The following is a 23,778-nucleotide window of genomic DNA, read 5'->3' as shown; positions in this document are numbered from 1 at the left end:
TAATTGTTGACTTACAATAATTGTATTTATACAATTTTTGTATGAACACAATCCATGACCCCATCCGGCAGTTCAGGTCGCACCCGAACCTGATCCTTGCCATTTGCTGCCTCAGCCTGCTGATGGTCGGAATGGACATCACGATCGTCAACGTCGCGCTGCCTTCGATTCACCGCGACCTGGACGCGTCGATATCCGGACTGCAGTGGGTGATCGATGCCTACACGATGGTGGTGGCCAGCCTGTTGATGCTGGCAGGCTCGATGGCGGATCGCTTCGGGCGCCGACGTGTCTTCCAGACCGGCATGGCCATCTTCATGCTCGGCTCGCTGCTGTGCAGCCTGGCCCCGTACATCCACGGCCTGATCGCCTTCCGCATCCTGCAGGCGCTGGGCGCCACCATGCTGAACCCGGTGGCCATGTCCATCATCGTCAATACCTTCCATGAGCCGAAGGCACGCGCCCGCGCGATCGGCATATGGGGTGCCGTGGCCGGTGTCTCGATGGCGCTGGGCCCGTTGATCGGTGGCGCCCTCACGCAAAGCATCGGCTGGCGCTCGATCTTCTGGGTCAACTTGCCGATCGGTGCGGCGGCGATGATCCTGGCGGCCCTCTACATACCCGAATCGAAGGCGGCCCAGGCGCGACGGGTGGATCCGGTCGGGCAGACGCTGGTCTTTCTTGCACTCGCTGCGCTGACTTATGCCGTTATCGAGGGTCCGCACATCGGCTGGCATACGCTGACCATCACCGGCCTGTTCGCCCTGGCGGTGCTTGCCGTCGTGGCGTTGCTGGTTTATGAACCGCGACGGATAGAGCCGCTGATCGACCTGCGCTTCTTCCGCAGCATCCCGTTCAGCAGTGCCACTCTGATCGCCATCTGCAGCTTCTCCGCGTTTTCCGGCTTCCTGTTCCTCAATGCCATCTACCTGCAGGAAGTTCGTGGCTACTCCGCCTTTCAAACCGGGCTGTGCACGCTGCCGATGGCTCTTGCGACCATCCTTTGCTCACCCTTCTCCGGAAGACTGCTCGGCACCCACGGCACCCGGCCATCCCTGTTGATCTCCGGCACCGCGACCACCATCAGCGCGTTGATGCTCACGCAATTGACCGCGACGACCCCGCTGGGTCTGCTGGTGGCGGGCTACGTGATCTTCGGCATCGGCTTCGGCATGGTAAATGCGCCCATCACCCACACCGCCGTTTCAGGCATGCCCAAAGCACAAGCCGGACTGGCTGCCGCGGTGTCCTCCACCAGCCGGCAGGTCGGGGCGTCGCTGGGCGTGGCCATTGCCGGTACCATTGCCGGAACCCGGGGAGTGCTGCGCAACTTCCCTCAAGCAACGCATCCGTTCTGGTGGCTGGTCGTTGCCGGCGGTGTGGCAGTCGTTTTTCTGGGCTGGCTTTCCAGCACATCGTGGGCCCACGACAGCAGGCGCCACGCTGCGCATTTGCTGGAGGAGGCGCCCTCGGGAGCAGCGGTGTGAGCAAGGCAGTACCGAAACAGAATGATTCCGACGTCATTTGGCAAACCCTGGTGGCATGGGTGATGGACAGCCGCGGCGACTGGCGCCGCAAGGTCACCGACGCCACCGGGCTGCCCTTCAGCCGGATCCGCGCACTCAAGCGGCTCGGCGCCGGCCCGATGACCCTGAAGGACCTCGCGGACGCCATGTCCACCGATGCACCAGCGGCGACCGTCGCCATCAACGACCTGGAAAGCCGTGGTCTTGTCGAACGTTATCCCCACCCTGAAAACCGGCGTGCCAAGCTGGTGTCGATCACGGCGGCGGGCCGCAGCGTCATGGCCACCACCCGCCGAGTCGTCGAAGCCACTCCACCTGCCCTGCAGGATCTGTCAGCCACGGACATCAAGACGCTGCGGCGCATCCTGGACAAGGTAGCGGCGCATCAGGAATCGCGTGCGGAAGACTGAGCAGTCGTGGGTGGAAAACAGGATCCGAGGTGACTTTTCACGGGCCACGCTCAAATAAAAGCGCGCGCCCTGACCCTTGCTTTTTGCTGCCGCGGTGTTCAATCCAGTGGCCAGGGCAACTGGTCACCCAGCTGATCGGCGACGGCGGCTTCGGCGGGTTCCCGTTCCATCGAACGCCTGTTGCCGGCGGGTTTGCCGCCACGCCACCAAGGCTGCACTTCCCGGTGCTCGACGGGTTCGACCGGTTCGCCGAGACGCGGCAACAGCAGATCGGTGCCGCTCGGAGCGGCCAGTTTCAGCAGATCCTCGACGGGTTCGTCCCAGGCATGCGTGGCCAGCGCGAACGTGCCCCAGTGCACCGGCATCAGCACGCCGCCGCCAAGCAGGCGGTGAGCGGCCAGCGCGTTGGCGGGCCCCAGATGGATATCGCCCCAGGAAGGATGGAACGCACCGACTTCGAGCATCACCAGATCGAACGGACCGAGCCGGTCGCGGATGACTTCATACTCGGTGGTGAGCCCGGTGTCACCGCTGAAAAATACCCTATGCCGGTCGCCGGCCATGACCATCGATGACCACAAGGTCTGGTTGCGATCCTTCAGGCCGCGGCCGGAGAAATGCTGCGACGGCGCCGCCGTGATGGTGAGCCCGGTGCCCGGCACGCGATGGCTTTGCCACCAGACCAGTTCGGTGATGCGTGACGGCGCGATGCCCCAGCTTTCGAGATGGGCGCCGACACCAAGCGAGGTAACGAACGGAACCTTCGATTTCGCCAGCGCGCGGATCGTCGGATAGTCCAGGTGGTCGTAGTGGTCGTGCGAAATGACCACGGCGTCGATCGGCGGCAGATCGCGCAAGCCGATCGGCACCGGCTGGAAGCGCCGTGGCCCCAGCAAGGTGAAGGGCGAGGCCCGCTGTCCCCACACCGGATCGGTGAGCACCCGAAAGCCGTCGATCTCCAGCAATACGGTGGAGTGGCCCAGCCAGGTGGCCCGCAAGCCGCTGGCCGGCTTTCTCGCCCAGCCGCTGCGCGGGTCCCGCGCAGGCAGCGGCGCGGGTGGCGTGCGGTTCTCGTCGCCGCAGAAGAAATCCCGCAGCGTGGGTCGCGGCGCATCCGGATCGCGCAGTCCCGGCAGGACCGGATGGATGTTGCGCAGACGTTCGCCGTCCCACAGCGGCAGATCGTGCAGCCGTTCCAGCCGCTCGCCCTGCGGCGGCTTGCCAAAGGACTTCATGCGGCGTGCTCTTTCATCGCAGCCCTCTACGGTGGATCGTCAATGAGCCGTCGTGACAGGCACGATCCTGCCGCCGCACCGCTCAGAACGCCGGATGCGCCGGCCCGCTTTCCATGTGGAAGACCTGCCAGGTCTGCCGGCCCCAGTCGGTGGCGATTTTCCTGGCCTTGATGTAGCAGCCCTGCTTCCTGACCCAGGTCGCCGGATCGGTGCCGGCCTGGGCCTGGACCACGGCGCCGACGCGGGCAACGCCGAAGTCCCATTTCAGCACCGCTTCGTCATTGACCGCCTTGGCCAGCGGATCACCACGCTTCCAGCCGCTCGGCTTCTCGTGCGCCTGGATCGATTGCACGACGACACTCTCGAAGTCGGCCTTCGGCACCCAGTTGAGCACGATGAAGGTGGTGCGGGCCGTCTTCATGCCGGCCAGCGGATCCTCCACCGGCTTGCCCTGGACGATGCGGCTGGCCGCAAATGTGGTGACGAATCGCGGGCAGCTACACTGGGTGCAGGCACCTGCGCCGGGATGCCTGTTGAAGCGATGGCCGCAACCGCAGAGGTCGGCGACATTGCGGTTGTCCGCCGTCGTCTTCATCTTCTGGTTCATCAAGCCATGCTCGGCCCGCTGCCAGTTTTCGCCGGCCTCCCGGGTCTTGCCCGAGTTCAGCCATTCGAAATACGCCTCGCGCTCGGTGCGCTCGCGATCCTTGGAGAACGTGGCCAGGTGCTTCTTGGAGAAATTCTTGTCGAAGCGGATCGTGTAGCGTTCGCCATCCCAGTCGCTGAGCACCCACTCCTCGTCTGCCGTGGCCACACGGCTCAATCGCTCCAGGCCGGTGGTCGATTCGATGTACTTCTCATAGGACAGCAGGTCCGCCGCCGTCCAGGTATCCGAATGCTCGTGCACCTTGCGCTCCCCGGTTCACTCCGAACCACGCTCTCAGGTGCGCAAGCATCGCGCGCGGCACAGCCGGCTGCAATGGGCTTTCGGCGGGACCTCGCGTGAGCCGGGGCCGCATGCAGTGCACCGCGATACAGTCGACTCCCCGGCGGTCAGTCCACGCGGCGGTCAGTGCACGCTGGTCGCCGCGGGCGCGGGCGCCGTGGCCGGCGGCGCGGCCGCCGTCTGACCGGTGCCCGCGCACGCGCCAGGTGCGGCCGACTGGTTGCCGACCACCATGGTGCAGGTCCAGCTGATGGTGCGGCTGGGGTTGTCAGCGGTAGGTTCCACCGGCAGCAGGACCAGCACGGGGTCGGGCTTGATGCCGGTGTCTCGCGTGGTCAGCGTGATCCGGCCACCGTCCCCCAGTTCGATTTTGTCGACGTATTCGCTGGGCGGGCCGGCGTTGTAGGCGAGGTCGCTCCGGGTGACATGAGCCAGGCCGCCCTTTGTCGTCGCCGCCTCCATGACCACCAGCTTGGGTGCATCGGTGGCCTTCATGGCCTCCTCGATATGGTCGCGGGCGACCCGGTCGTGCCACGCGGGGATGGCGAACGCCGCCACCACGACCAGGATCGCCAGGACGACCAGGATCGTGACCAGGGAAATGCCTCTGCTCGTCTGCATGGGGTTGCTCCCGTCCATCTCGTCACTACCGGTGCCACGCCGGCGTCGACGCCAAAGATGCTGGCAAGGGTGTGTGCGCTCCATGAAGATGGTGTTGCGACGGCCCGATCCCGGTGTCGATCCGTCTGCACCTCGTTCGTCGCAACAAGGAAGCATCCCACCCCCAAGCCAGGAGAATCCCATGCTCGCCAAGAACACCATCTGCGTCTGGTACGACGGCGCCGCCCTGGAGGCCGCTACGTTCTACGCCAGGACCTTCCCGGACAGCTCGGTGGGGGCGATCCATAGCGCACCGGGCGATTACCCCGCCGGCAAACAGGGCGATGTGCTGATGGTCGACTTCACGGTCATGGGCATCCCCTGCGTGGGCCTGAATGGCGGACCGGGCATGCTGCACAACGAGTCCTTCTCGTTCCAGGTGGCCACCGACGACCAGACTGAAACCGATCGCCTGTGGAACGCGATCATCGACAACGGCGGCCAGGCCAGCGCCTGCGGCTGGTGCAAGGACAAGTGGGGCGTTTCCTGGCAGATCAGCCCCCGCATGCTGATCGCTGCAGTCACCCACCCGGACCCTGCCGTGGCCCGGCGCGCGTTCGAGGCAATGATGAAGATGGGCAAGATCGACATCGCCGCGATCGAAGCCGCCGTGCGCGGCTGACCATGGCAACGACCATCACCACGATGCACAACGGAGGCCGGACGGCCTCCGGCAATCCTTCCGGCCGGTTCCGCATCGAATCGGTCGACCTGCTGCGCGGCATCATCATCGTCATCATGGCGCTGGACCACGTGCACGATTTCTTCGGCGCGCCCGGTGCCAACCCCACCGATCTGGCCACCACCACGGCGCCGCTCTTCCTGACCCGCTGGATCACCCATTTCTGCGCGCCGGTGTTCTTCCTGCTCACCGGCACCGGCGCCCGGCTCGCGCTGCAGCGACTGTCGAAGAATGAGCTGTCGCGTTTCCTGCTCACGCGCGGCTTGTGGCTGCTGTTCCTCGAAGTGGTCGTGATGCGCTTCGCGCTGCAATTCAACCTCGACTACCAGGTGACCATCATCACCGTGCTGTGGGCGCTGGGCTGGTCGATGATCGTGCTGGCCGGGCTGATCCATCTGCCGGACCGGGTGATCGTGGCGTTCGGCGTGATCCTGGTGGCTGGCCACAACCTGCTGGACGGCATCCCGGCGACTGCCTTCGGTGCCTTCGCCCCCTTGTGGTCAGTGCTGCATGCGCCGGGTTTTCTGATCAACACCCCGCAGCACGTGGTGTTCATCGCCTATCCGCTGATTCCGTGGCTGGGTGTGACCGCGCTGGGTTACACGCTGGGACAGGCGTATCGCTGGAGCGACGAGCGTCGCCGCGCACTGCTGCTTCGATTCGGCACCGGACTCGTCGCGGGCTTCGTACTGCTGCGACTGCTGAACGTGTACGGCGACCCGCTCGCCTGGTCGATGCAGAAGTCGCCGCTGTGGACGCTGCTGTCCTTCCTCGACACCAACAAATACCCGCCGTCGCTGCTGTTCCTGCTGATGACGCTGGGCCCTGCCCTGCTGCTGTTGCGCGTGTTCGACGGTGGCGCTCCGCGCTGGCTGCGCCCCGCACTGATCATCGGCAAGGTGCCGCTGTTCTTCTACGTCCTGCACTTCTATCTGATCCACCTGCTGGCGGTGGTCGCCTGTTACCTGCGTTTCGGCAACGTCGACGGCATGTTCCGGTCGCCGGACCTGGGGCATTTTCCGTTCACCGCGCCGGCGGGCTGGGCCGCGAGCCTGCCCGTGATCTACCTGCTCTGGGTCATCGTCGTGCTTGCCCTGTATCCGTTGTGTCGCTGGTATGCCGACATCAAGCGGCGACGCAGGAACTGGTGGCTCAGCTATCTCTGAACATCATGAAGTTTTCCCGCCATCCCCCGTGACGCACGCGGCGTCATGCCATAAACAGGAGCCAACCATGAATCCCACCATCACCGCCTTTGAATCGTCGCCCGATCGCGGCCGTGGCCTGGCCCGCGACATGCGCGTCCGCTGGGCGCTGGAAGAAGTCGGCCAGGCCTACGAAGTGCGGCTGGTCTCGTTCGCGGCGATGAAACAGCCCGCGCATCTGGCGCTGCACCCGTTCGGGCAGATCCCCACCTATGAAGAAGGCGAGCTCGCCCTGTTCGAGTCGGGCGCCATCGTGTTCCACCTCGCGCAGACGCGCCCGGGCCTGCTGCCGGACGAGGCGAATGCCCGCGCACGCGCGATCACCTGGATGTTCGCCGCGCTGAACACGGTGGAGCCGCCGCTGGTCGAGTTCAGCATGGCCAAGGTATTCGAATGCAACAAGCCCTGGTACGAGCAACGCCAGCCGATGCTCGAGGAGCGGGCGCGCAAGACACTGGGCCTGCTGTCCCGCCGTCTTGGCGAGGCCGACTGGCTCGACGGCGCGTTCAGCGCGGGCGACCTGATGATGGTCGGCGTGCTGTTCCGGGCGCAGCCCACGGGAATACTGGACGACTACCCGAATCTCGCCGCCTACGTCGCCCGCGCCGAAGCCCGGCCTGCGTTCAAGCGGGCTTTTGCGGCGCAATTGGCCGTGTTCGAGAACAGCCGAGCGGCGGGCTGACCGTCATTCGTCCTGGCTCCCCGCGCAACACTCAGTGGAGCCGTGGATCCCCGGCGTTGCGCAGGATGAAGCAGCCATCGGGAAGCGCTCGGGCTCCCGCTGCCCCGTCAGGCACTGGCCAGTTCGATCCGCCGGTTTCGCTTCGGCGACATGGCGAATTTTTCCCCGACCGCCAGGCAGGCCTCGGCGAGCCGTGCCCCGGCCCTCTTGAGGGCCGCCTCGGACACCCCGGCGTAGCTCAGCACCAGGGTCACGTGATCGGGCGGGGTTCGATGGAAGCACTCGGCGGAACGGATGTGCACGCCGCGCGCCAGCGCCTCGGCCAGCAATGCCGCGGTGGCATGGCGTGGCAACCGGGGCAAGTGCACGAAAAGCGATCCTCCCGCCACCGCATCGGTCACCGTCATCGCGTCGCCGAGACGTGCATGCAAGGCCGCGCCCAGCGCCCGATGGCGGGGCGCCAGGCGGTGGGCGATGCGCCGCAGATCGCGCAGGTACTGGCCGCTGTTGATGCACGCCGCAAGCACGTGCTGCTGCATCGATACGCTGCCGCGATCGGCCAGCCACTTGACCGCCAGGAACCGCTCGCGCAGCTGGCGTGGCACCAGCATGTAGCCCAGCTGCAAGGCGGGAAACATCGAGCGGGCGAAGCTGCTGACGTGGATGACCCGGCCATGCCGGTCCAGCGACCACAACGACGGGGCCGTGCGCACACCGAAACGGTGTTCGCAATCGAAATCATCTTCGACCAGCACGGCGTCGTGGGTGCAGGCCCAATGCAGCAGTGCCCGGCGCCGATCCTCGGGCATGACCACGCCGGTCGGGAACTGGAATGACGGCGACACGTTGACCAGTCGCACGCCATCCAGCGCCGCGGCATGGCCTTCGATGTCCATGCCGTGCGGGCCGACGGGACACGGCACGATCCGCGCGCCCATCGCCTCGAAGGTGTGGCGCACGCTCCAGTGACAGGGCTCCTCCACGCCGACACCGTCGTCTTCGTCGAGCAGGACGCGGGCGATCAGATCGCGTGCCTGCTGGGCGCCGCTGACGATCAGGATGTCGTGCGGGTCGACCTCGATCGCCCGCTCGACACTCAAATACCCGGCCACCGCCTCGCGCAATTCGATGGCACCCTGCAGTTCGGGGAAGTCGGGTGTGTCGCGACGACGCAGCAGCGCCACCAGGTTCTGTTTCCACGCCTTGAGGCTGCGCGGATCGGACTTCACGCGCGGCTGCGCCAGATCGACCAGCCCTCCTTCGATCACGCCTGTGTCAAGCGCCGGCGGATTCCTCTCGGGCGTGGCTGGCAGCACGGCGCGCCGGGCCAGGCGGGACAGCCGGGGCTCTCCCGGCGCCGCGACCAACTCGTCGAGCGGCGCGCCGCCGGCGGATGCATCGATGCGACGCGCACTCACGTAAGTGCCGCTGCCCGAGCGTGACTCCAGGTAGCCCTCGCTTTCCAGCTGGTCATAAGCCATCAGGACCACTGTGCGGGAAACACCCAGGGCGACGGTCATCGAGCGGGTGCCGGGCAGGCACGCGCCTGCCTGGAAACGACCGGCATCGATATCGCGCCGGATCGACTCGGCGATCCGGACATACATCGGCTTGTCGTCTTGCCGCCTGTTCGCCATCCATGCTCCCCGGGGCGGCTCGAAGTGGTTACATCGAAAAAGCGGGCGACCGGTCATTTACGCCCCCGTCAACCCTGCAGATCATCATGCCATGGCCACTGACCGGGGAAGCATCACGATGAAGTTGTTCAAGTTGTCCGCACGCAAGCTGGCGGTGTTGATCGGTTGCGTAGCGTGCTCGGGGCTGGCGAATGCCAGGGCTACGGACGATCACTCGACCGATCCGGCCTACGCCAGGTACTACCAGCAGGCGGTGAACTGGGGCGGCTGCCCGCTCTCGTTGTTCACCGATGGAAGCACGATCCAGTGTGCCCTGATCACCGTGCCGATCGACTGGGCCGATCCGAGCCAGGGCGACATCACCATCGGCATTTCCCGGCCGCTGCATTCACCGCCTGGCGCACGCCTGCTGCTGGTCAACGCCGGCGGCCCGGACAACTCCAGCGCTTCGCAGGCGGAGATGCTCGAGCAGTTGCAGCCGCAAGTCCAGGCCAATCACTTGGTGGTCGGCGTCGACCTGCGCGGCATCACCGATGGCCTGGGTACCCAGGTGAGCTGCGACTACGCACCGCGCAGCGGTGCCGAGAATTTCATGGACGGCGACAGCCGCAATCCCACGGCCGCCAGCGTGCAGGCACAGCAGGACTGGTGGCATCGTTCGATCAGCGCCTGCCTGCAACAGCACGCCGCCTTCCTCAAGAGCATCAACACGCCCAACCACGCCCGCGACCTGAACCTGGTGCGGGCCGTGCTGGGCTTCCCCCGCGCCGACCTGCTCGGCGTGTCCAGCGGCAGCAGCCTGATGGCGTACGCCAACCGCCTGTTTCCCGATCGCTTCGAGCGCGTGGTGCTCGACAGCAACATGAACTGGCTGCACCTGGACTGGCAGCAGCAGGACCTGAAGCGGATGTCGATGGATCAGCTGAATGTGCAACAGGCATTCATTCCCTTCGTGGCGCGGCACGACGACCAGTTCCACATGGGCACGACGCCGCAGCAGGTGATGACCACCTTCCAGCGGATCTACCAGGCCGCCTCGCAGCACCGCATGGGCAGCGTGACGCCGGACCAGGCGCTGGCCTCGCTGGATGGCACCGGCATGTGGGTGTTCTGGGATCTGCTGGTGTCGCCGTCGCTGAGCGCGATGTCGCAGGCGCTGGATGGCGATCCGGCCCACATCGCCGCCGCCGAACAGATGGGGGCGATGACCTCGGTCGACCTGCGCAGCCAGCCCGGCTTCAACCCGATGGCCGATGTCCTGCAATGCAACGACTCCGGCTCCACCGATACGCGCAGCATCGCCCGCAAGATCGCGGACGTCCGCACCAACTGGGCCATCGGCGCCTCCACCCTGATCGACAAGTGCCAGCACTGGCCGTGGCAGCCGGCGCTCGACCGCCAGCTGGAATCGCGCACCAGGGTGCATGCCCTGATGGTGCAGAACGAATTCGATCCGTCCACGCCCTACTCCGAGGCGCTCAAGGATCGCCTCCTGGATGGCCCCGCCGCGCGGATGGTGCTGGTCAACAACGCCACCACCCACGGCGTGATGTTCGACGACAACACCTGCACCACCAACGCGGAGTTCGCCTATCTGAGCTCCGGCGACATGCCTGCCCGCGACATGGTCTGCCAGGCCAAACCCATGCACTCCTTCGCCATGCAGGACACCACGACCTATGAGTACGGCTACCCCGCCGCGGGCTGGTGGCTGCCGCCCCCGCCGAACACGCATCAGGCGAACTGGCTGCTGGTGCCCTGAGAGGTTGCGACTTCACAGCCTCGAAGCCGGAGACGGCAAGACAATGGATGGGGAGGGCATGGATGCCCGGGTCGAGGCAACGCAGGAGCCGTTGCCCACCCCCGAATCGAGGCGAGGCAGACACCGTTGTTCATCGCCCACCTGAAAACTGTCCCGGTGATCCGCCGTGGCGGGATCGGGTGAAAGTTTCCGGGGATGCAGGCACGACGACTGCCAAACGTTCCCCGGCCTCAGAAGTCCGACCTGGCGAAACGCGCGACACCCTGGTTGATGCCCGGCGGATCGAGCGTGCTCAGGTCGAGTTCGATCGGCGTGCCGATCCAGTGCGCCAGCGTCGTGTCGTCGGCCAGGTCGTCATCGGTGAGCGGATGGACCAGCGCGGTGAGGCCGGAGGCTTCGATCAGCTTGAGGATGGCCGGCAGTGCTTCTCCGGTGTAGTGGATCTCAAACTGCGGGATCGGATGCGGGCCGGCCTTGCCGTCCTTGAGCTGCCCGACGAAGAGCAGCCGGGGGATCGCACCCGAGCCCATGCGGTCGATCAGGTCACGCCGCATGGCCTCGGCCGCGGCACGCGTTGCGGGCGTGCAGTAGATGTGCGCGTGCCAGGGCGCTTCGTGTTCGCTCATGTCGATCCTCCGCTCGCCGGCCTCACGCATCCACCATCAACTTGCCGGCCTTGGCCCAGCCGTCGCGCGGCACTTCGCTGATCAGAATATCCACGCTTTCCGGCGGACAGGCCAGCGTCTCGGCGGTGGCGCGGGTCACTTCGCGCACGAAGGCGCGCTTCTGTTCCACGGTGCGGCCGGGCAGCATTTCGAGGTGCAAGGTGGGCATGGTGTTCTCCGATGAGGCCCCGGATCGAGGCGGCCGCCATGGTGCGCCCTGCTTGCAACTTGATAAACATGCCATGATTTGACCCATTTCAAACCTTCAGGTTGTCAATCATGAACAAGCTGGCCGGCATGGAAATGTTCGTCCGGGTGGTGGAAAGCGGCAGTTTCACTGCCGCCGCCGAGCTCAGCCGGGTCTCGCCCACCATGGTCGCCAAGCACGTGCGCGCCATCGAGGATCGACTGGGCGCACGCCTGCTCCACCGCACCACCCGCCGGCAACAGCTCTCCGACGTGGGCCGGCTTTACTACGAGCGCTGCAAGCAGGCGCTGGCCGACGTGGAACTGGCCGAGGCCAGCGCGTCGGAATTGCAATCCAGCCCGCGCGGCCGCCTGCGGCTGGTGTCGCCGGTGAGTTTCGGCAGCCACAGCCTGGTGCCGGCACTGGGCGAATACATGGCGCGCTATCCCGAAGTCGGCGTCGAACTGACGCTGGACAATGGTCGTCCCAGCCTCGTCGATGAAGGCTTCGAGCTGGGCATCCACATTGGCGACATCAACGAGCCCGGCCTGGTCGCCCGCCCGCTGCAACCCTACCGTCGACGCCTGGCCGCGGCACCGGCCTACCTGGCGCGACATGGCCAGCTCGATCATCCGCAGCAACTGGCTGCGCACGAATGCCTGGGCCTGTCGTACTGGCGGCGGCACGACCTCTGGCGACTGGTCGGGCCCGGCGGAGCCACCTGCAACGTCGCCGTGCAGGGCCGCTTCACGGCGAACCAGGGCGATGCCCTGCGCATCGCCGCGCTGAACGGCATCGGCATCGTGCTCCAGCCCGAGGCGGTGCTGGCCGATGACCTGGCCTCCGGGCGCCTGTTGCCGGTGTTGCCCGAGTGGTCGCTGGCGCCCTCGCCGATGTACCTGATCTACCCGCAGAACCTGCATCCCACCGCCAAGCTGCGCACCGTCATCGACTTCCTGATCGAGCGTTTCGGCCCGTCGCCGAAGCAGTGACCGGATGCCTGCGCAGCCTGCTGCATCCGGTCCCTTGCATCGCGCGCACCCCCGTTCGTCTGGTCGCCTGAATCGCCGAACCCGTTCTTCCGCCAGAAGGGCCAGCGACGATTCGCATCGAATCGGGCCTCTGGCCACTGTTCGCCGGCGTCTTCAGCGCTTCGCGTACGGCGCCACCTGGCTGCGCAGGATTTTCCATTCCGCCGCGGTCAGCGGCAGCTCCGGGTATCTGCGGCTGTAGTAGTCGGCAAGGTCACCGCTGAACGGCCAGTCCGAGGCAGGCAGGAAATGGCGCAGCCCGATGCGCCGGATCAGCGCCACCAGCGCCTGCTTGTTGGCGGGGCTGCTGTCGTCCCTCCACACGTCGGCCAGATCGAACCAGACGTGCCTGAATTTTCCGGGGTGCCTGGCGAATGCATCGGCAAACGCGCCCAGCGCGGACAGCGTGGCCTGGTCCAGCCCGCCCCAACCTCCCGCGTGGGCGATCTGCACCGGGGTATCGCCGGCTGCGGGGAGTACGTCCGCCAAGAATCGCTGCACGTCGCGTGCGCCGTAGTCCATGCTTGCGGGGCGCAGATGGATCACGATCGCCAGCCGGGCGTCGGCCGCCGCGTGGAACACCGCCCTCAACGCCGCCAGGTCGCGGTCGCGTCGAAGGCTCACCGCGGACGCCGTGAGGTGGAGTTTGATGCCGGTCACGTCGGGGTTGCCGCGCCAGCGCATGATCTCCGGCAGGGCGTCGGGCCTGAGCGGATCGATGGCCACGAAGGCGCCCAGGCGACCACCGGATTCGCGCGCAAGATTCACGGTCCAGTCGTTGGCGGCGCGCAGCAGCGCCGCGGCGTCGGCGCGTTGCGGCACCATCATCGGGCTCTCGGCAAGGTAGCCCGTCGACATCACCAGCGCGCGCCGGACACCGGCACGATCCATCGCCTTCAGCAAATCATCAGGCGTCAACGGCGCGGTGATGGCCGGATCGCAGCCGCCATAACGCTCGACGCTCTTGCAATAGCCGGGCAGAAAGCCGCGGATCGCCGGCGAGTTCACGTGCACATGGTGGTCGACGCGCACCGGCACCAGGCGATCTCGCGCCGGCAGCACGCCGCAGGCGGTCAGCGCCAGGGCCAACGCCGCCACGCAAGGCAGCATCAGCACCGACGTGACTGCAGACCTTCCGACAGGAAAATGCACGTTGCCTCCCGACCTTCGCCGTTCGTTGGACCATGTCGCCCGCACGACATGCGCTGCGTTCGATGCTGTCCATCATCAAACGCCGTGTCCGTGTCTGCAATTGCGACCCGCTCGGCGCCGGCCGATCCGCTGGACCACAGCCGCTGGTCGACGCGAACGTCTTCACTGCTGCTGCGGCAGGGGCGCAGCATCGGGTTCCCAGCGCAGCAGGTCACCCGGCTGGCAGTCCAGCGCCTGGCACAGCGCATCCAAGGTGGCCAGGCGAACAGCCTTGGCCCGTCCGTTCTTCAACACCGCCAGGTTCGCGGGCGTGATGCCGATGCGTTCGGCCAGCGTGCCGACGGCCATCTTGCGCCGGGCCAGCATGACGTCGATATCCACCACGATGGCCATCAGATCACCTCGTCCAGCTCGGACTGCAGATGCCTGGCCTGGGAATCAAGCGCCACCGCCTGCTTGAGCAGCATCCGCAGCACCAGCACGATCAGCGCCACGCCGCCGATCACCAGCGAGGCGCCGCAGACCATCGCCACCAGGCCGGGAGCGATTTCGTCGCCCGGCGTGGTCCGGTTGCTGTGCGCTGCCACCACCGCGATGCCGAAGGTCAGCACCGAGGCCGCCGCGATCGCGCCGATCACGACGTCGACGTAACGGAATGCAGCCAGCGAAAACACCGTGCCGCGCCGGACCATGGTCAGCAGTCGCCAGATGCACACCGCGGTCACCTGCATCGTCAACACGCCCAGGATCACGATCACCACCAGCGGAATCCGCACGTCCGCCCGCGCCGATTCCAGGTCCTGCCACAACAGCGGTGCGATCACCCCCTGCACCACCAGCGAACCCGCCAGGGCGATCGCGATCACGACCCGCAACGCCAGCACCGCAAGATTCCCCATCGCCGCTCTCCACTTATCGTTCGGAGATCGCAATATATCGTAAAACGATAGCTTTGCAATGACTTGCGATGCCTCCAACTATTCTTGGCAGCCGCCGTCACCCTGTAAGCGATCGAAGCAGGTCGGCTGCGAAGCCGGATTTGATCAGCCAGGCACAGCCCGCCAGATTCACCGCAACGGTCACCCAGAAAGCGAAATGAAAAGTGCGCTTCCGTCTTGTGGCGGAACTGTTGCTGGGCAATCAACGCGCCCGGCCAGCCGCCGAGGATGTCGACCAGATGCAGATGGCTTTCCGGCGTGCGGCTACGGCGGCGACCCTCTTGCGCCGCGGACTTGTCCGCCCGGTACATCAGGCATGACAGCAGACTCATGCCGAGGTAGACCCCGAGCAGCACGAGCGGACACCCACCGCCCAGGCGACCGCGCCGATGCTGAAGACCCTGCAAGTGCTGCCGCTTCATCCATCGGAGTAGAGCCCAATGAACCCGGCCTCCACTTCCGGGTTTGATCAGTCAGCTCCCCTTTGATTCCGCATCCCCTTAAATCAGATCGGGCCGCGGATACCTCACCAGCTTATCGTCACGCCTTCCCTTGCACCGTGTCCCGTGCGCTTGTCCAGTTCGACATTTGCCGCTTCGGCCCTGCGCATGATCATCCTCCCTTGCGCCTGCAGGGATGCATCGAGGTCACCGCAGGAAACACCGCGTTGGTGCTCTCGCATCAGCGCAACCAGCTCGCGGGCCGCGTCGCGGGCTATCTGCGCGTGCTCTCCCTCGTGGTGGCGTATTGCCCGATCGAGCGCACGCCACTTGGCCGTCATGGCGGCAGACGTACCGGCAGGCGGCGTCCATGCCGGCAAGGTGGTCGTAATGGTCAGCACCACCTTCGGATCGACCAGATTGCAGCGTCCTTCGACGGGCTGCGTGTCGAAACTCCACTTCAGCTGCGGCGAAGTGTAGCCCCAGTAACGGCCATCCTTATCCTGATAACCCCTCGCGTTCATCTGCGCAACCAGTTCGGATTCGCTTCGACCCTCGATCACGTAGTAGCGGGCATCCTCCTGGATGACCGGGGCCGGGATGGTTGGCGGTGGCAGTGGCGGTGTGACGAACATGGGCGTGCTTCCACGGTATCGAGGTCCCGTGCTCCAAGCACATAACGTTCCAGACCCCTGCGGCCGCGCCCCACGGTAGCGCCGGCACTGTCCGCGGACAGAAACACCGTCCGCGCGGACAGGACCCGAGGTCAGCGGGAACCGGGGCGACCGTTCATCAGCAGCCCTGGACGAAAAGCATCGGGAACAATCCGAATGGCTCGCTGGCCGATCGGGAATTGTCCCGAACACTGTTTCCGTCGGAGCCCATTACGTGATCCGTACGGGGGCCGTCGTCATGGGCATGACGGATCAGCCCATCGGCGAAGTGATCCACCGGCGTATTCGGGCAGCTGCGTGTTTGCAGGCGCAGCTGCCCTGCACGAAGTCGCCACGCAAAGCAGCGAAAGCGATGCCCACAAGGGGAGCCGAAGCACGCGAACTGCAGTCGATCAGGACGCAACCCTGGCGATGCGCTGTCCTTCCATGTTCACTGCGACATGCCCCGTCCGGCGCCTGCGACAGGATCCGCTCCAAACGAAAAGGTCAGGTGCACTTCCGGCAAGTCAAACGATGGCGACCTTCTTTTGCGGGCTGGCTTCCCGCACCGCAGCGGCGGCCTTGCGGATGACGTCGATGACGACGGCCGGCTGGGAAAGCATCGGCACGTGGCTGCTTGCCACCTCGGTGACGGTTGCCCCCATGCGCCCGGAAACCCAGCGTTGCAAATCGGGATGCACGGTGTGGTCCTGCGTCGCCAGAACGTACCAGCTCGGCTTCGACCTCCAGGCAATGTCGTCGGCGCCGAGCTTCTGTTGATGGAACAGGTCGAAGACAGGCGGATAGTGGGTCGCCCACACGAGCTTCTGGTCTTCGTCCGAGAGATCTCCGGCGAAAAACTCGGTGCCGTTCGACAGCATCCAGGCGCGACCGTCCGCGACTTCGACGCGGGAGAAGATGTCCGACGGAAACTTGTCCAGTTGATCCTGCACGGTCTCGCCGGCGTCCGGAGCGACCGCGGCGATATAGACCAGGCCGACCACCCGCTCATCGACGCCCGCGGCCGTGATGGTGGCTCCGCCATAGGAATGACCGACGAGCAGGACCGGGCTGCCGACGCGGTTGAGCGTCCGCTTCACCGTCGCCACATCTTCCTCGAACGAATCCAGGCCATATTGCACGGAGATCACCTCGTGCCCATCAGCCTGCAAGGCCGGGATCACCTTGCTGAAACACGAGCCGTCCGCCCAGATACCGTGACAGAAAACGATGGTGGGTTGCTTCGACATGCTGCACCTCCGAAAGATGGCCGTCGTGAGACGTGTGGCTTTCACGCCCACCGGCGGCAGCGTTTGAACTCAGGGCCGAGCCGTAGCATCCACGCTTGAAAGGCGGCCGTATTTGCCGATCTTGCGCAATCGAAGGCCGTTCTTGCTCAGACGGTGCAATCAGGAGTGCGTCTTGGGTGAATTGCGCCGCAGCGCCCGGAACTGGCATGGGGTCAGCCCGGTGTGCTTCCGGAAGATGCGATTGAAGTTTCCCTGCGACCCGAACCCCGCCTCCAGGGCGATCTCCACCAACGACAGTCGACCTTCGGCAAGCCTGGCTTTCGCGTCCTGGATGCGGCGCTGCGTGATGTATCGGTGCGGCGAGAGGCCCGTGGCCTCCTGGAAAAGCCGGGAGAAGTGAAACGGGCTGAGACAGGCTTCGGCGGCCAGCTCGCTCAAGCTGAGCGCCTCCGCGAAGCGGGACTCCACAAGGTCGATCACCTTCTTCAGCTTGTGACCCGGAAGACCCGGCAGGAGGGGCACGGGGCGCGAACAGATGTTCGAGTACCTGGCTATGAGGTGCGCCGCGAGCATGCAACTCGCGCCTTCGGCAAACAGCAGGTCCGTCGACTCGGGCGGCCGGGAACCCATGTCGCGAAAGGCGGCGGCAACCTCGTACAGAAGCGTGTCCGACATTCCCGCCGACCGCACCAGTTCCACTCGCGCCGGATCGATATCGTAATCACCCAGCGCGCTGGAGTCAGTCACCGAGGGCGCGAGAAAAATGAGGAGGGACTCGACGGGCGAAGTGATCTCGACTTCCGTCTCTTCCAGGCCGATGGGCTGGAGGGTCGCTATCCCTGGACGCACCGCCACCGGCCGGAACGTGCCGTCCCTCCAGCGGGCAAGTGCGCTACCGCCAAGAGCCACACTGACCGTGGTGCATGTGCAGGTGACGGGGCGAAGGAAACCGGGGTTCAGGAGCCGGTGCTCGATCCGCATGGTCGGCCATGCCAGGGGAGCATGAAGCGGCGTGCTTCCCTCGTACCTGTGGGTGTGAACCGGAAAGGCCATGCTCGCGATGCCTTCGGATGGATCGGCGACATCCGGGCATGTTAGGACTTTCCCGATCCCGCTCAAAGGAAACGGAAGGCATCCACGCCACCGGATTGAAAGGCGCCGTCACACCGACACAACTTCAGACCACTAAGATGCCCCGGGTCATCCGGACGCAAGGACACATGCACATGATGAAGCTGGCAACCGCGGCCTTTCTTGTGGCCTTGCTGACAGGCGCCGCCCATGCGCAGACCAATGCAGGCGAGCAGAAAGCCGACCCCGACCTTCCCTTCACCATTACCAGGGTGGCGAGCTTCGACCTGCCATGGCGCATCGCCTTCCTGCCCGATGGCCGCATGCTGGTGACCGAAAAGGTCGGCCGCGTCCAGCTGGTCACCCCGCAGGGCGCCAAGACCGAACTCGAGGGCGTCCCGCCCAGCTGGTTCCAGGGCCAGAACGGCATGCTGGGCGTGTTCCTCTCCCCCCATTACGCCAAAGACCACAACGTCTATCTCACCTATGTCGCACCGGGCGACTACGGCGGCGGCCTGGCGCTGGGCCGCGGCCGGCTCGTGCTGGACGGCAAGCAGCCCCGGCTGGACGACTTCCAGGTGTTGTGGCGCCAGATGCCCACCGGCAAGGGCGGCCAGGCCGGCGCGGCGGTGGCGTTCTCACCGGATGGCAAGTACCTCTTCCTCACCGTGGGCGACCGCCAGCGCTTCACGCCTGCGCAGGACCCCGATCAGCCGGTGGGCAAGATCCTGCGGCTGACGCTGGACGGCAAACCCGCGCCGGGCAATCCGTGGGCGGGCAAGGTCGGTGCGCGCACCATTGCGCTGATCGATCCGGCAACCGACACCGAGAAAGCCAAGACAGCACCGGTGGTCAGCACCTATACGTTTCCCGGGCCCAACCTGACGCCGGCCGAAACCTGGAGCGTCGGCCACCGCACGCCTTACGGCCTCGCCTTCGGCCCCGATGGTCGACTGTGGGAACTCGAGCATGGCCCGCGCGGTGGCGACGAACTGAATCTGATCAAGCGCGGCAAGAACTACGGCTGGCCGCTGGTCTCCTACGGCATCAACTACAACGGCGTGCCGATCCCCAACCCCGATACGCGACCCGACCTGGTCAAGCCGGTGATCTATTGGGTGCCGGTGATCGCGCCGGGCAATCTCATGTTCTACAAGGGCCGCCTGTTTCCGCACTGGCAAGGCAGCGCCTTGCTCAGCGGGCTGGTCAGCGAAGGCATCATTCGCGTCACGTTCGACGGCAAGGGTGGCGCCACCGCCGCCCAGCGCTGGACGATCGGCAAACGCATCCGCGATATCGAGGAAGCGCCGGACGGCTCGCTCTGGATGGTGGAAGACGCCAGCCCCGGCGGCCTGTACCACCTCACGCCGAAATGATTCGCCGAATCAGCCGAGCCCGTTTTCCGTAACCGGCGCAGCGCGGTGTTGCCGAGCATGGTGAGCCCCGGCGCAGCCGAGCTCTGCGGCGCCAGCCGCATCCCGTTGCTCACTGCGCCGGCAACTGCGCATCGAGGAAGGCGTAGATGTCGGCGAACTGGGCGGCCTCGGCGCCTAGCGAGGTCTGCATGCCGTGGCCGCCGTTGGCATCGGTGCGGATCCACACCGGCCGTCCGCTGGTGTCGGCGCCGCGCAGGCGCGCGGCGAACTTGCCGGTCTGCCAGGTGGACACGCGGTTGTCGTTGAGGCCCACGGCCAGCAGCACCGCCGGATAGGCCGTGTGCGGCGTGATCTGCTGGTAAGGGTCCATCGCCAGCATCCAGGGGAAGTCCGAGGCCTTGCGCGGGTCGCCCATTTCGCCGATCTGGTTGGCGCCATTGCGCGCATGCAGCAGGCGGATCGGGTTGAGCTCGCCCACCAGGCACACGGCCGCGCCGAACTTGTCCGGGTCACGCACCAGCGCACCGCCGACCACCAGGCCGCCCGCGCTGCCGGAGAGCAGCGCGGTGCGTTGCGGACGGCTGTAGCCGAGCTCGCTCAGGCGTTGCACGGCGGCGACGAAGTCTTCCACGCCCTTGTGCTTGTTCGGCCCCTTGCCGGCCTGGTGCCAGGCCTCGCCCTTTTCGCCGCCGCCGCGTATGTGCACGTAGGCAAAGACATTGCCCCGCTTGACCCATGCCAGCCGGACGGGCTTGAACGAAGGCAGCACGGAGATGCCGTAACTGCCGTAAGCGAACACGATGGCCCGGTGCGAACCGTCCAGCGCGGCGTCCTTGCGATGCAGGATGGTGAGCGGCACATGGGTGCCGTCCTCGCTGACCAGCTCGGTCTCGGTGGCCTCGACCATGCTGTAGTCGACGGGGCTGCCTTCGTCCTGGCCCAGGCCGTGCAGGGTGGCGGCCGCGGGGTCGTAGCGCCATGACTTCGGCGGTGTGGTCCAGCCGCGCAGTTCCAGCAGGAAACCGTCCTGGCCAGGGTTGGTGCGGAACAGCGAGGCCACGCCGGGCAATGGCATCGGCACGGCGTCCACCTTGCCGCTGCGGTAGTCGACGCGGCGGATCTCGTCGATGCCGTTCCGCGAGACCTTCACGTACAGCGCATCACGGGCCGGCGCGACCTGCTGGACGTCGTACAGGCTGGTGCCGGCCACCATGTCGTCGCCCTGCAGCGGCAGGACGGAACGAGCCTGCCCGATCGACGCGTCCGGGCGTGACAAGTCCAGCGCCAGCACGTTTCCAAGGGAGCGCGCATGGGTGGAAACCAGGTACAGCGTATCGCCGCGGATGGCCGCGGACTGCACGTGGTCGTCCAGGTCGGCGATGCAGTGCCAGGCCGCGCCAGGCTTCACCGCCTCGGCTTGCGGCGCCACGCAGTAGCGCTGGTCGGCCTGCGCGCCCAGCGACTCGCCCAGCGCCCAGCGCGAACCGGCGGGAAATTCGATCACCGGGAAGCTGCGCGAGGGCATCGCGAACGACGGATTGACGCCTTCGCCCTGGCCGGCACGCAGCAGGATCGGGTCCTGCGACGAGGGCGTACCCAGCCGGTGCAGGCGTGCGCGCATGTCCTGCACTGGGTCGCCGCCGGTACGCTGCGCAGGCGGCGCCATCTGGGTGTACTCGAAGCCGCTGCCGTCGGGCAGCCATTCGGCACCGAACTCGCCCCACACCGGCTCCACCGCATCGCCGGTGGGCTTGCCGGTCTTCACGTCCAGCACTTCGAGGCGGGTGACTTCGCTGCCACCGTGGTCGACGTTCACCGCCACCTTGCTGCCATCGGGCGATGGCGTGTACAGCGTGATCGAGGCGTGGCCGCCGTCGCCCTGGAGGGTCGCCGGATCCAGCAGCACGCGCTCGGTGCCATCCGCGTCACGCACCATCAGCGTGCCACTGCCCTTCGCGTCCTGGCGGATGAAGAACAGCCTGCCGCCGGCACGGCGCTGGCGGCGATGCATGACGGTGGCGCCATCGGTGCTGGCCAGCGCCTGCTGCCAGCCCTTCAGGGTAGGCAAGGCGTCCAGCTTGCCCCGCGTGTACTCGCCCTGGGCGACCAGCCAGCGCTGGAACCCGGCGTTGTTGTCGCCCTCCATCCAGCGGTAGGGATCGTGCACGGTGTGGCCAAACAGATGCTCGACCACGTCCGCCGTACGCGCCGGTGGCGGAGCGCCGGCTTGTGCGGCGAAGGCAGACAGGGTGACCGGTGCGAGCAGGCAGGCGGCAGTCGACAGGGCCAGCGAAGCGGGCCAGCGGAGCAGTCGGGGCATGAGGATGTCCTCGTCCAAAGGAATCACGCAGCACCCATCCTCGCGCAACGGGAAGCCCCGGGGTACCCGCCATCCGTCATGCCGTGCGTGGGGTGTGAACGCCGTCGCAAGCACGCGCTCCTGTGGAACGGAAAGCCGGGGCAAAACCGGCTTTCTGCAATTCGTCCCGAAGAAAGCGCGTTCCGCCCCCGAGGTTTGGATTGCCTCCCTGCTGGTCTATGCTTGCACCCGGCGTCGCAAGCCGCCTCCGGGTCCGCGGGAAGGGTTCAACCCACTTGTCGATGGCGTGCCACCATCAACCTTTGTGCAGCCGGGATTGCGGACCTTCGGCATTCATTGCATGGAGGTTGTCATGAAGAACCTGCCCGCCCGTCCGCACCTGGACCATCTGAAGAAACAGGCCAAGCAGCTGCTGGAGGATGTCCGCCACGGCGCACCCGATGCGCTCGAACGCGTCCGCCTTGCCCTGCCCGCCGCCGCCCGGCTCGATCACCCCGCCATCGCCGCGATGGAGCTGCGCCTGCACGACGCGCAGTCCTGCATCGCGCGCGAATACGGTTTCGGCTCGTGGTCGCAGTTGAAGGACTACGTCGCGCTGCAGGCCGCTTCGGTCGACGCGGCCACGCGAAAGCGCCAATGGATGCATTGGGCCTTCGGCCACGGCTACCAGACGGCCAGGCCGGCCTTGGCCGAGCGCCTGCTGCGCGAACATCCGCAGCTGCTGGCCGGCGGGCCCGTGCTGGCCTGCGCCATCGGCGACGTCGCCACGGTACAGGCCGCCCTCGCCGCCGACCCCGCCTGGGCCACGACGGCCCGCGCCGACAACGGCATGCCGCCGCTGGCCTGCGCCACCTTCTCCGGAATGATCGCGCTGCCCGCGTACGCGCCAGGCATTCGCGCCTGCGTGGAGCTGCTGCTCGCCGCGGGTGCGAATCCGGATGCGCGATGGACCGATCCGCAGCTGCCGCAAGATCCGCTCAGCGTCCTGTACGGCGCCGCTGGTCGCAACCACGACGCCGCGCTGACGCAGCGACTGCTGCGGGCCGGCGCCGATCCCAACGACAACGAATCGCTCTACCACGCCACCGAAATCGCCGACAGCACGATCGTCCGCCTGCTGCTCGACGCCGGCGCCCGCGTGACCGGCTGCAATGCGCTGTTCCGCGCGCTCGACCATGAGCATCCCGACACGCTGCGCCTGCTGCTCGCCCACGGTGGCGACCCGAACGAACCCGGCCCCGGCGGCAGCCCCCTGCTGCACGCCATCCGCCGCCGTCGCTCGCCGGCGACCATCGGCCTGCTGCTCGACGCCGGCGCCGATGCCTCGGCCAGCAACGGACACGGAGTCTCCGCCTATCGCCTCGCCTGCTGCCTCGGCCTCACCGAAGTGGCCGGGCAACTGGCGCAGGCCGGCGCCGTGCCCGACGACCAACCGCATGACGCCTTCCTCGGTGCCTGCGCGCGAGGCGATCGTGCCACCGTGCAGGCGATGCTGGCCGACGAGCCGGGCCTCATCGGCAAACTGCCGCCCGCCGCATTGCGTCTGCTGCCGGAAATGGCGTCCGCCAACGGCGAGGAAGCCGTGCGCGTGATGGTCGAGGCGGGCTGGCCGATCACGGCGCGCGGCGGCGACATCGACGGCAGCGCGCTCAACTGGGCGGTGTTCCGCGGCAACGCCTCGCTTGCCCGCTTCCTGCTCGCCCACGGTGCGCGCTACGACGAGCGCCACGGCTTCAACGACAACGTCTACGGCACACTCAGCTTCGCCTCCCAAGCCGAAACCACGCCCGGCGGCGACTGGCTGGCCTGCGCGAACGCCCTGATCGACGCCGGCTCGCCACTGCCCGAAGAGCGCTACGCATTTCCGGAAGAGATCGCCGCGTACTTCGACGATTTGCGCTCAGGCACGCACTGAGAGGTTGCGAGTTTTTCTAGTTCGAAACCCGACCT

22 protein-coding genes are annotated in these 23,778 nt (G+C 66.5%); 9 read left to right on the top strand and 13 right to left on the bottom strand.

Going from position 1 to position 23,778, the window contains the following annotated elements; all coding sequences use genetic code 11:
• Window positions 1–41 precede the first annotated feature (41 nt).
• Window positions 42–1,487 carry an MFS transporter gene (locus ASD82_RS13485; RefSeq protein ID WP_056718344.1) on the top strand — a complete coding sequence of 482 codons (1,446 nt, stop codon included), beginning with the start codon at window positions 42–44 and terminating at the stop codon, window positions 1,485–1,487.
• A complete protein-coding gene (locus ASD82_RS13480) occupies window positions 1,484–1,936 on the top strand; it encodes a MarR family transcriptional regulator (protein ID WP_200950304.1) in 453 nt (150 codons plus the stop codon). The genes ASD82_RS13485 and ASD82_RS13480 overlap by 4 nt, the downstream gene beginning before the upstream one ends.
• A 98-nt stretch (window positions 1,937–2,034) precedes the next feature.
• On the opposite strand, the gene ASD82_RS13475 is transcribed toward ASD82_RS13480, so the two are convergent.
• From ASD82_RS13475 to ASD82_RS13465, 3 genes are all read right to left on the bottom strand, one after another.
• The gene (locus ASD82_RS13475) at window positions 2,035–3,171 is read right to left on the bottom strand and encodes an MBL fold metallo-hydrolase (RefSeq protein ID WP_056718343.1); all 1,137 of its coding nucleotides are present in this window, start codon (window positions 3,169–3,171) and stop codon (window positions 2,035–2,037) included.
• Window positions 3,172–3,253: 82 nt separating this feature from the next.
• Window positions 3,254–4,078 (bottom strand): hypothetical protein, encoded by an 825-nt coding sequence (locus tag ASD82_RS13470; RefSeq protein WP_056718342.1) that lies wholly within the window; start codon window positions 4,076–4,078, stop codon window positions 3,254–3,256.
• Window positions 4,079–4,240: 162 nt separating this feature from the next.
• Window positions 4,241–4,738, bottom strand: a complete 498-nt coding sequence (locus ASD82_RS13465) for a hypothetical protein (protein WP_056718341.1) — start codon at window positions 4,736–4,738, stop codon at window positions 4,241–4,243.
• Window positions 4,739–4,919: 181 nt separating this feature from the next.
• Between ASD82_RS13465 and ASD82_RS13460 the strand changes: the two genes are divergently transcribed.
• The 3 genes from ASD82_RS13460 to ASD82_RS13450 all read left to right on the top strand — a co-directional run bounded on the left by ASD82_RS13460 (window position 4,920) and on the right by ASD82_RS13450 (window position 7,346).
• Complete coding sequence (locus tag ASD82_RS13460; protein ID WP_056718340.1) at window positions 4,920–5,399, top strand: VOC family protein; 480 nt, start codon at window positions 4,920–4,922, stop codon at window positions 5,397–5,399.
• A 2-nt stretch (window positions 5,400–5,401) separates the two neighbouring features.
• Entirely contained in the window at window positions 5,402–6,625 is a 1,224-nt protein-coding gene (locus tag ASD82_RS13455; RefSeq protein WP_056718339.1) for a heparan-alpha-glucosaminide N-acetyltransferase domain-containing protein, read from the top strand.
• Window positions 6,626–6,692: 67 nt separating this feature from the next.
• Window positions 6,693–7,346 carry a glutathione S-transferase family protein gene (locus ASD82_RS13450; protein ID WP_056718338.1) on the top strand — a complete coding sequence of 218 codons (654 nt, stop codon included), beginning with the start codon at window positions 6,693–6,695 and terminating at the stop codon, window positions 7,344–7,346.
• A gap of 107 nt (window positions 7,347–7,453) precedes the next feature.
• On the opposite strand, the gene ASD82_RS13445 is transcribed toward ASD82_RS13450, so the two are convergent.
• Window positions 7,454–8,983, bottom strand: coding sequence for a PLP-dependent aminotransferase family protein (locus ASD82_RS13445; protein ID WP_056718337.1), 1,530 nt, complete (start codon window positions 8,981–8,983; stop codon window positions 7,454–7,456).
• A 118-nt stretch (window positions 8,984–9,101) separates the two neighbouring features.
• On the opposite strand from ASD82_RS13445, the gene ASD82_RS13440 reads away from it, so the two are divergent.
• Complete coding sequence (locus ASD82_RS13440) at window positions 9,102–10,745, top strand: alpha/beta fold hydrolase (RefSeq protein ID WP_056718336.1); 1,644 nt, start codon at window positions 9,102–9,104, stop codon at window positions 10,743–10,745.
• A 230-nt stretch (window positions 10,746–10,975) separates the two neighbouring features.
• Here the strand turns inward: ASD82_RS13440 and ASD82_RS13435 are convergent, their stop codons facing one another.
• Together ASD82_RS13435 and ASD82_RS13430 are read right to left on the bottom strand one after the other, a co-directional pair.
• Window positions 10,976–11,371 (bottom strand): DOPA 4,5-dioxygenase family protein, encoded by a 396-nt coding sequence (locus tag ASD82_RS13435; protein ID WP_056718335.1) that lies wholly within the window; start codon window positions 11,369–11,371, stop codon window positions 10,976–10,978.
• 22 nt (window positions 11,372–11,393) lie between these two features.
• A complete protein-coding gene (locus ASD82_RS13430) occupies window positions 11,394–11,579 on the bottom strand; it encodes a 4-oxalocrotonate tautomerase (protein WP_056718334.1) in 186 nt (61 codons plus the stop codon).
• Window positions 11,580–11,689: 110 nt separating this feature from the next.
• On the opposite strand from ASD82_RS13430, the gene ASD82_RS13425 reads away from it, so the two are divergent.
• Window positions 11,690–12,589 carry a LysR family transcriptional regulator gene (locus ASD82_RS13425; RefSeq protein WP_056718333.1) on the top strand — a complete coding sequence of 300 codons (900 nt, stop codon included), beginning with the start codon at window positions 11,690–11,692 and terminating at the stop codon, window positions 12,587–12,589.
• 153 nt (window positions 12,590–12,742) lie between these two features.
• Here ASD82_RS13425 and ASD82_RS13420 read toward each other — a convergent pair whose 3' ends face one another.
• The 6 genes from ASD82_RS13420 to ASD82_RS13395 all read right to left on the bottom strand — a co-directional run bounded on the left by ASD82_RS13420 (window position 12,743) and on the right by ASD82_RS13395 (window position 18,114).
• On the bottom strand, window positions 12,743–13,738 hold the full coding sequence (locus tag ASD82_RS13420) for an amidohydrolase family protein (protein ID WP_235580723.1): 996 nt from the start codon (window positions 13,736–13,738) through the stop codon (window positions 12,743–12,745).
• Window positions 13,739–13,942: 204 nt separating this feature from the next.
• On the bottom strand, window positions 13,943–14,173 hold the full coding sequence (locus ASD82_RS13415; RefSeq protein ID WP_056718331.1) for a helix-turn-helix transcriptional regulator: 231 nt from the start codon (window positions 14,171–14,173) through the stop codon (window positions 13,943–13,945).
• The gene (locus ASD82_RS13410; protein WP_056718330.1) at window positions 14,173–14,679 is read right to left on the bottom strand and encodes a DUF2975 domain-containing protein; all 507 of its coding nucleotides are present in this window, start codon (window positions 14,677–14,679) and stop codon (window positions 14,173–14,175) included. The genes ASD82_RS13415 and ASD82_RS13410 overlap by 1 nt, the downstream gene beginning before the upstream one ends.
• A 565-nt stretch (window positions 14,680–15,244) precedes the next feature.
• Window positions 15,245–15,793, bottom strand: coding sequence for a DUF922 domain-containing protein (locus tag ASD82_RS13405; protein WP_056718329.1), 549 nt, complete (start codon window positions 15,791–15,793; stop codon window positions 15,245–15,247).
• 545 nt (window positions 15,794–16,338) lie between these two features.
• A complete protein-coding gene (locus ASD82_RS13400; protein WP_056718328.1) occupies window positions 16,339–17,061 on the bottom strand; it encodes an alpha/beta hydrolase in 723 nt (240 codons plus the stop codon).
• Between the two features lie 159 nt (window positions 17,062–17,220).
• Complete coding sequence (locus tag ASD82_RS13395; RefSeq protein ID WP_056764654.1) at window positions 17,221–18,114, bottom strand: AraC family transcriptional regulator; 894 nt, start codon at window positions 18,112–18,114, stop codon at window positions 17,221–17,223.
• A gap of 173 nt (window positions 18,115–18,287) precedes the next feature.
• Here ASD82_RS13395 and ASD82_RS13390 point away from each other — a divergent pair, with 173 nt between their 5' ends.
• On the top strand, window positions 18,288–19,508 hold the full coding sequence (locus ASD82_RS13390; RefSeq protein ID WP_056718399.1) for a PQQ-dependent sugar dehydrogenase: 1,221 nt from the start codon (window positions 18,288–18,290) through the stop codon (window positions 19,506–19,508).
• A 109-nt stretch (window positions 19,509–19,617) separates the two neighbouring features.
• On the opposite strand, the gene ASD82_RS13385 is transcribed toward ASD82_RS13390, so the two are convergent.
• Window positions 19,618–21,828, bottom strand: a complete 2,211-nt coding sequence (locus ASD82_RS13385) for a prolyl oligopeptidase family serine peptidase (RefSeq protein ID WP_157599279.1) — start codon at window positions 21,826–21,828, stop codon at window positions 19,618–19,620.
• Between the two features lie 352 nt (window positions 21,829–22,180).
• On the opposite strand from ASD82_RS13385, the gene ASD82_RS13380 reads away from it, so the two are divergent.
• A complete protein-coding gene (locus ASD82_RS13380) occupies window positions 22,181–23,743 on the top strand; it encodes an ankyrin repeat domain-containing protein (RefSeq protein WP_056718325.1) in 1,563 nt (520 codons plus the stop codon).
• Window positions 23,744–23,778: the final 35 nt, after the last annotated feature.

Origin of the sequence: Rhodanobacter sp. Root179, assembly GCF_001428465.1 — a bacterium.
Classification (GTDB): domain Bacteria; phylum Pseudomonadota; class Gammaproteobacteria; order Xanthomonadales; family Rhodanobacteraceae; genus Rhodanobacter.
This window is presented reverse-complemented; position numbering and strand designations above follow the sequence as displayed.

Excerpts from the sequence above, each read along its gene's own strand:
- ASD82_RS13485 (WP_056718344.1), top strand. The coding sequence starts at position 42 with ATGAACACAATCCATGACCCCATCCGGCAGTTCAGGTCGCACCCGAAC.
- ASD82_RS13475 (WP_056718343.1), bottom strand. The coding sequence starts at position 3,171 with ATGAAGTCCTTTGGCAAGCCGCCGCAGGGCGAGCGGCTGGAACGGCTG.
- ASD82_RS13465 (WP_056718341.1), bottom strand. The coding sequence starts at position 4,738 with ATGCAGACGAGCAGAGGCATTTCCCTGGTCACGATCCTGGTCGTCCTG.
- ASD82_RS13460 (WP_056718340.1), top strand. The coding sequence starts at position 4,920 with ATGCTCGCCAAGAACACCATCTGCGTCTGGTACGACGGCGCCGCCCTG.
- ASD82_RS13455 (WP_056718339.1), top strand. The coding sequence starts at position 5,402 with ATGGCAACGACCATCACCACGATGCACAACGGAGGCCGGACGGCCTCC.
- ASD82_RS13450 (WP_056718338.1), top strand. The coding sequence starts at position 6,693 with ATGAATCCCACCATCACCGCCTTTGAATCGTCGCCCGATCGCGGCCGT.
- ASD82_RS13445 (WP_056718337.1), bottom strand. The coding sequence starts at position 8,983 with ATGGCGAACAGGCGGCAAGACGACAAGCCGATGTATGTCCGGATCGCC.
- ASD82_RS13440 (WP_056718336.1), top strand. The coding sequence starts at position 9,102 with ATGAAGTTGTTCAAGTTGTCCGCACGCAAGCTGGCGGTGTTGATCGGT.
- ASD82_RS13435 (WP_056718335.1), bottom strand. The coding sequence starts at position 11,371 with ATGAGCGAACACGAAGCGCCCTGGCACGCGCACATCTACTGCACGCCC.
- ASD82_RS13430 (WP_056718334.1), bottom strand. The coding sequence starts at position 11,579 with ATGCCCACCTTGCACCTCGAAATGCTGCCCGGCCGCACCGTGGAACAG.
- ASD82_RS13425 (WP_056718333.1), top strand. The coding sequence starts at position 11,690 with ATGAACAAGCTGGCCGGCATGGAAATGTTCGTCCGGGTGGTGGAAAGC.
- ASD82_RS13420 (WP_235580723.1), bottom strand. The coding sequence starts at position 13,738 with ATGCTGCCTTGCGTGGCGGCGTTGGCCCTGGCGCTGACCGCCTGCGGC.
- ASD82_RS13415 (WP_056718331.1), bottom strand. The coding sequence starts at position 14,173 with ATGGCCATCGTGGTGGATATCGACGTCATGCTGGCCCGGCGCAAGATG.
- ASD82_RS13410 (WP_056718330.1), bottom strand. The coding sequence starts at position 14,679 with ATGGGGAATCTTGCGGTGCTGGCGTTGCGGGTCGTGATCGCGATCGCC.
- ASD82_RS13405 (WP_056718329.1), bottom strand. The coding sequence starts at position 15,793 with ATGTTCGTCACACCGCCACTGCCACCGCCAACCATCCCGGCCCCGGTC.
- ASD82_RS13400 (WP_056718328.1), bottom strand. The coding sequence starts at position 17,061 with ATGTCGAAGCAACCCACCATCGTTTTCTGTCACGGTATCTGGGCGGAC.
- ASD82_RS13395 (WP_056764654.1), bottom strand. The coding sequence starts at position 18,114 with ATGGCCTTTCCGGTTCACACCCACAGGTACGAGGGAAGCACGCCGCTT.
- ASD82_RS13390 (WP_056718399.1), top strand. The coding sequence starts at position 18,288 with ATGATGAAGCTGGCAACCGCGGCCTTTCTTGTGGCCTTGCTGACAGGC.
- ASD82_RS13385 (WP_157599279.1), bottom strand. The coding sequence starts at position 21,828 with ATGCCCCGACTGCTCCGCTGGCCCGCTTCGCTGGCCCTGTCGACTGCC.
- ASD82_RS13380 (WP_056718325.1), top strand. The coding sequence starts at position 22,181 with ATGAAGAACCTGCCCGCCCGTCCGCACCTGGACCATCTGAAGAAACAG.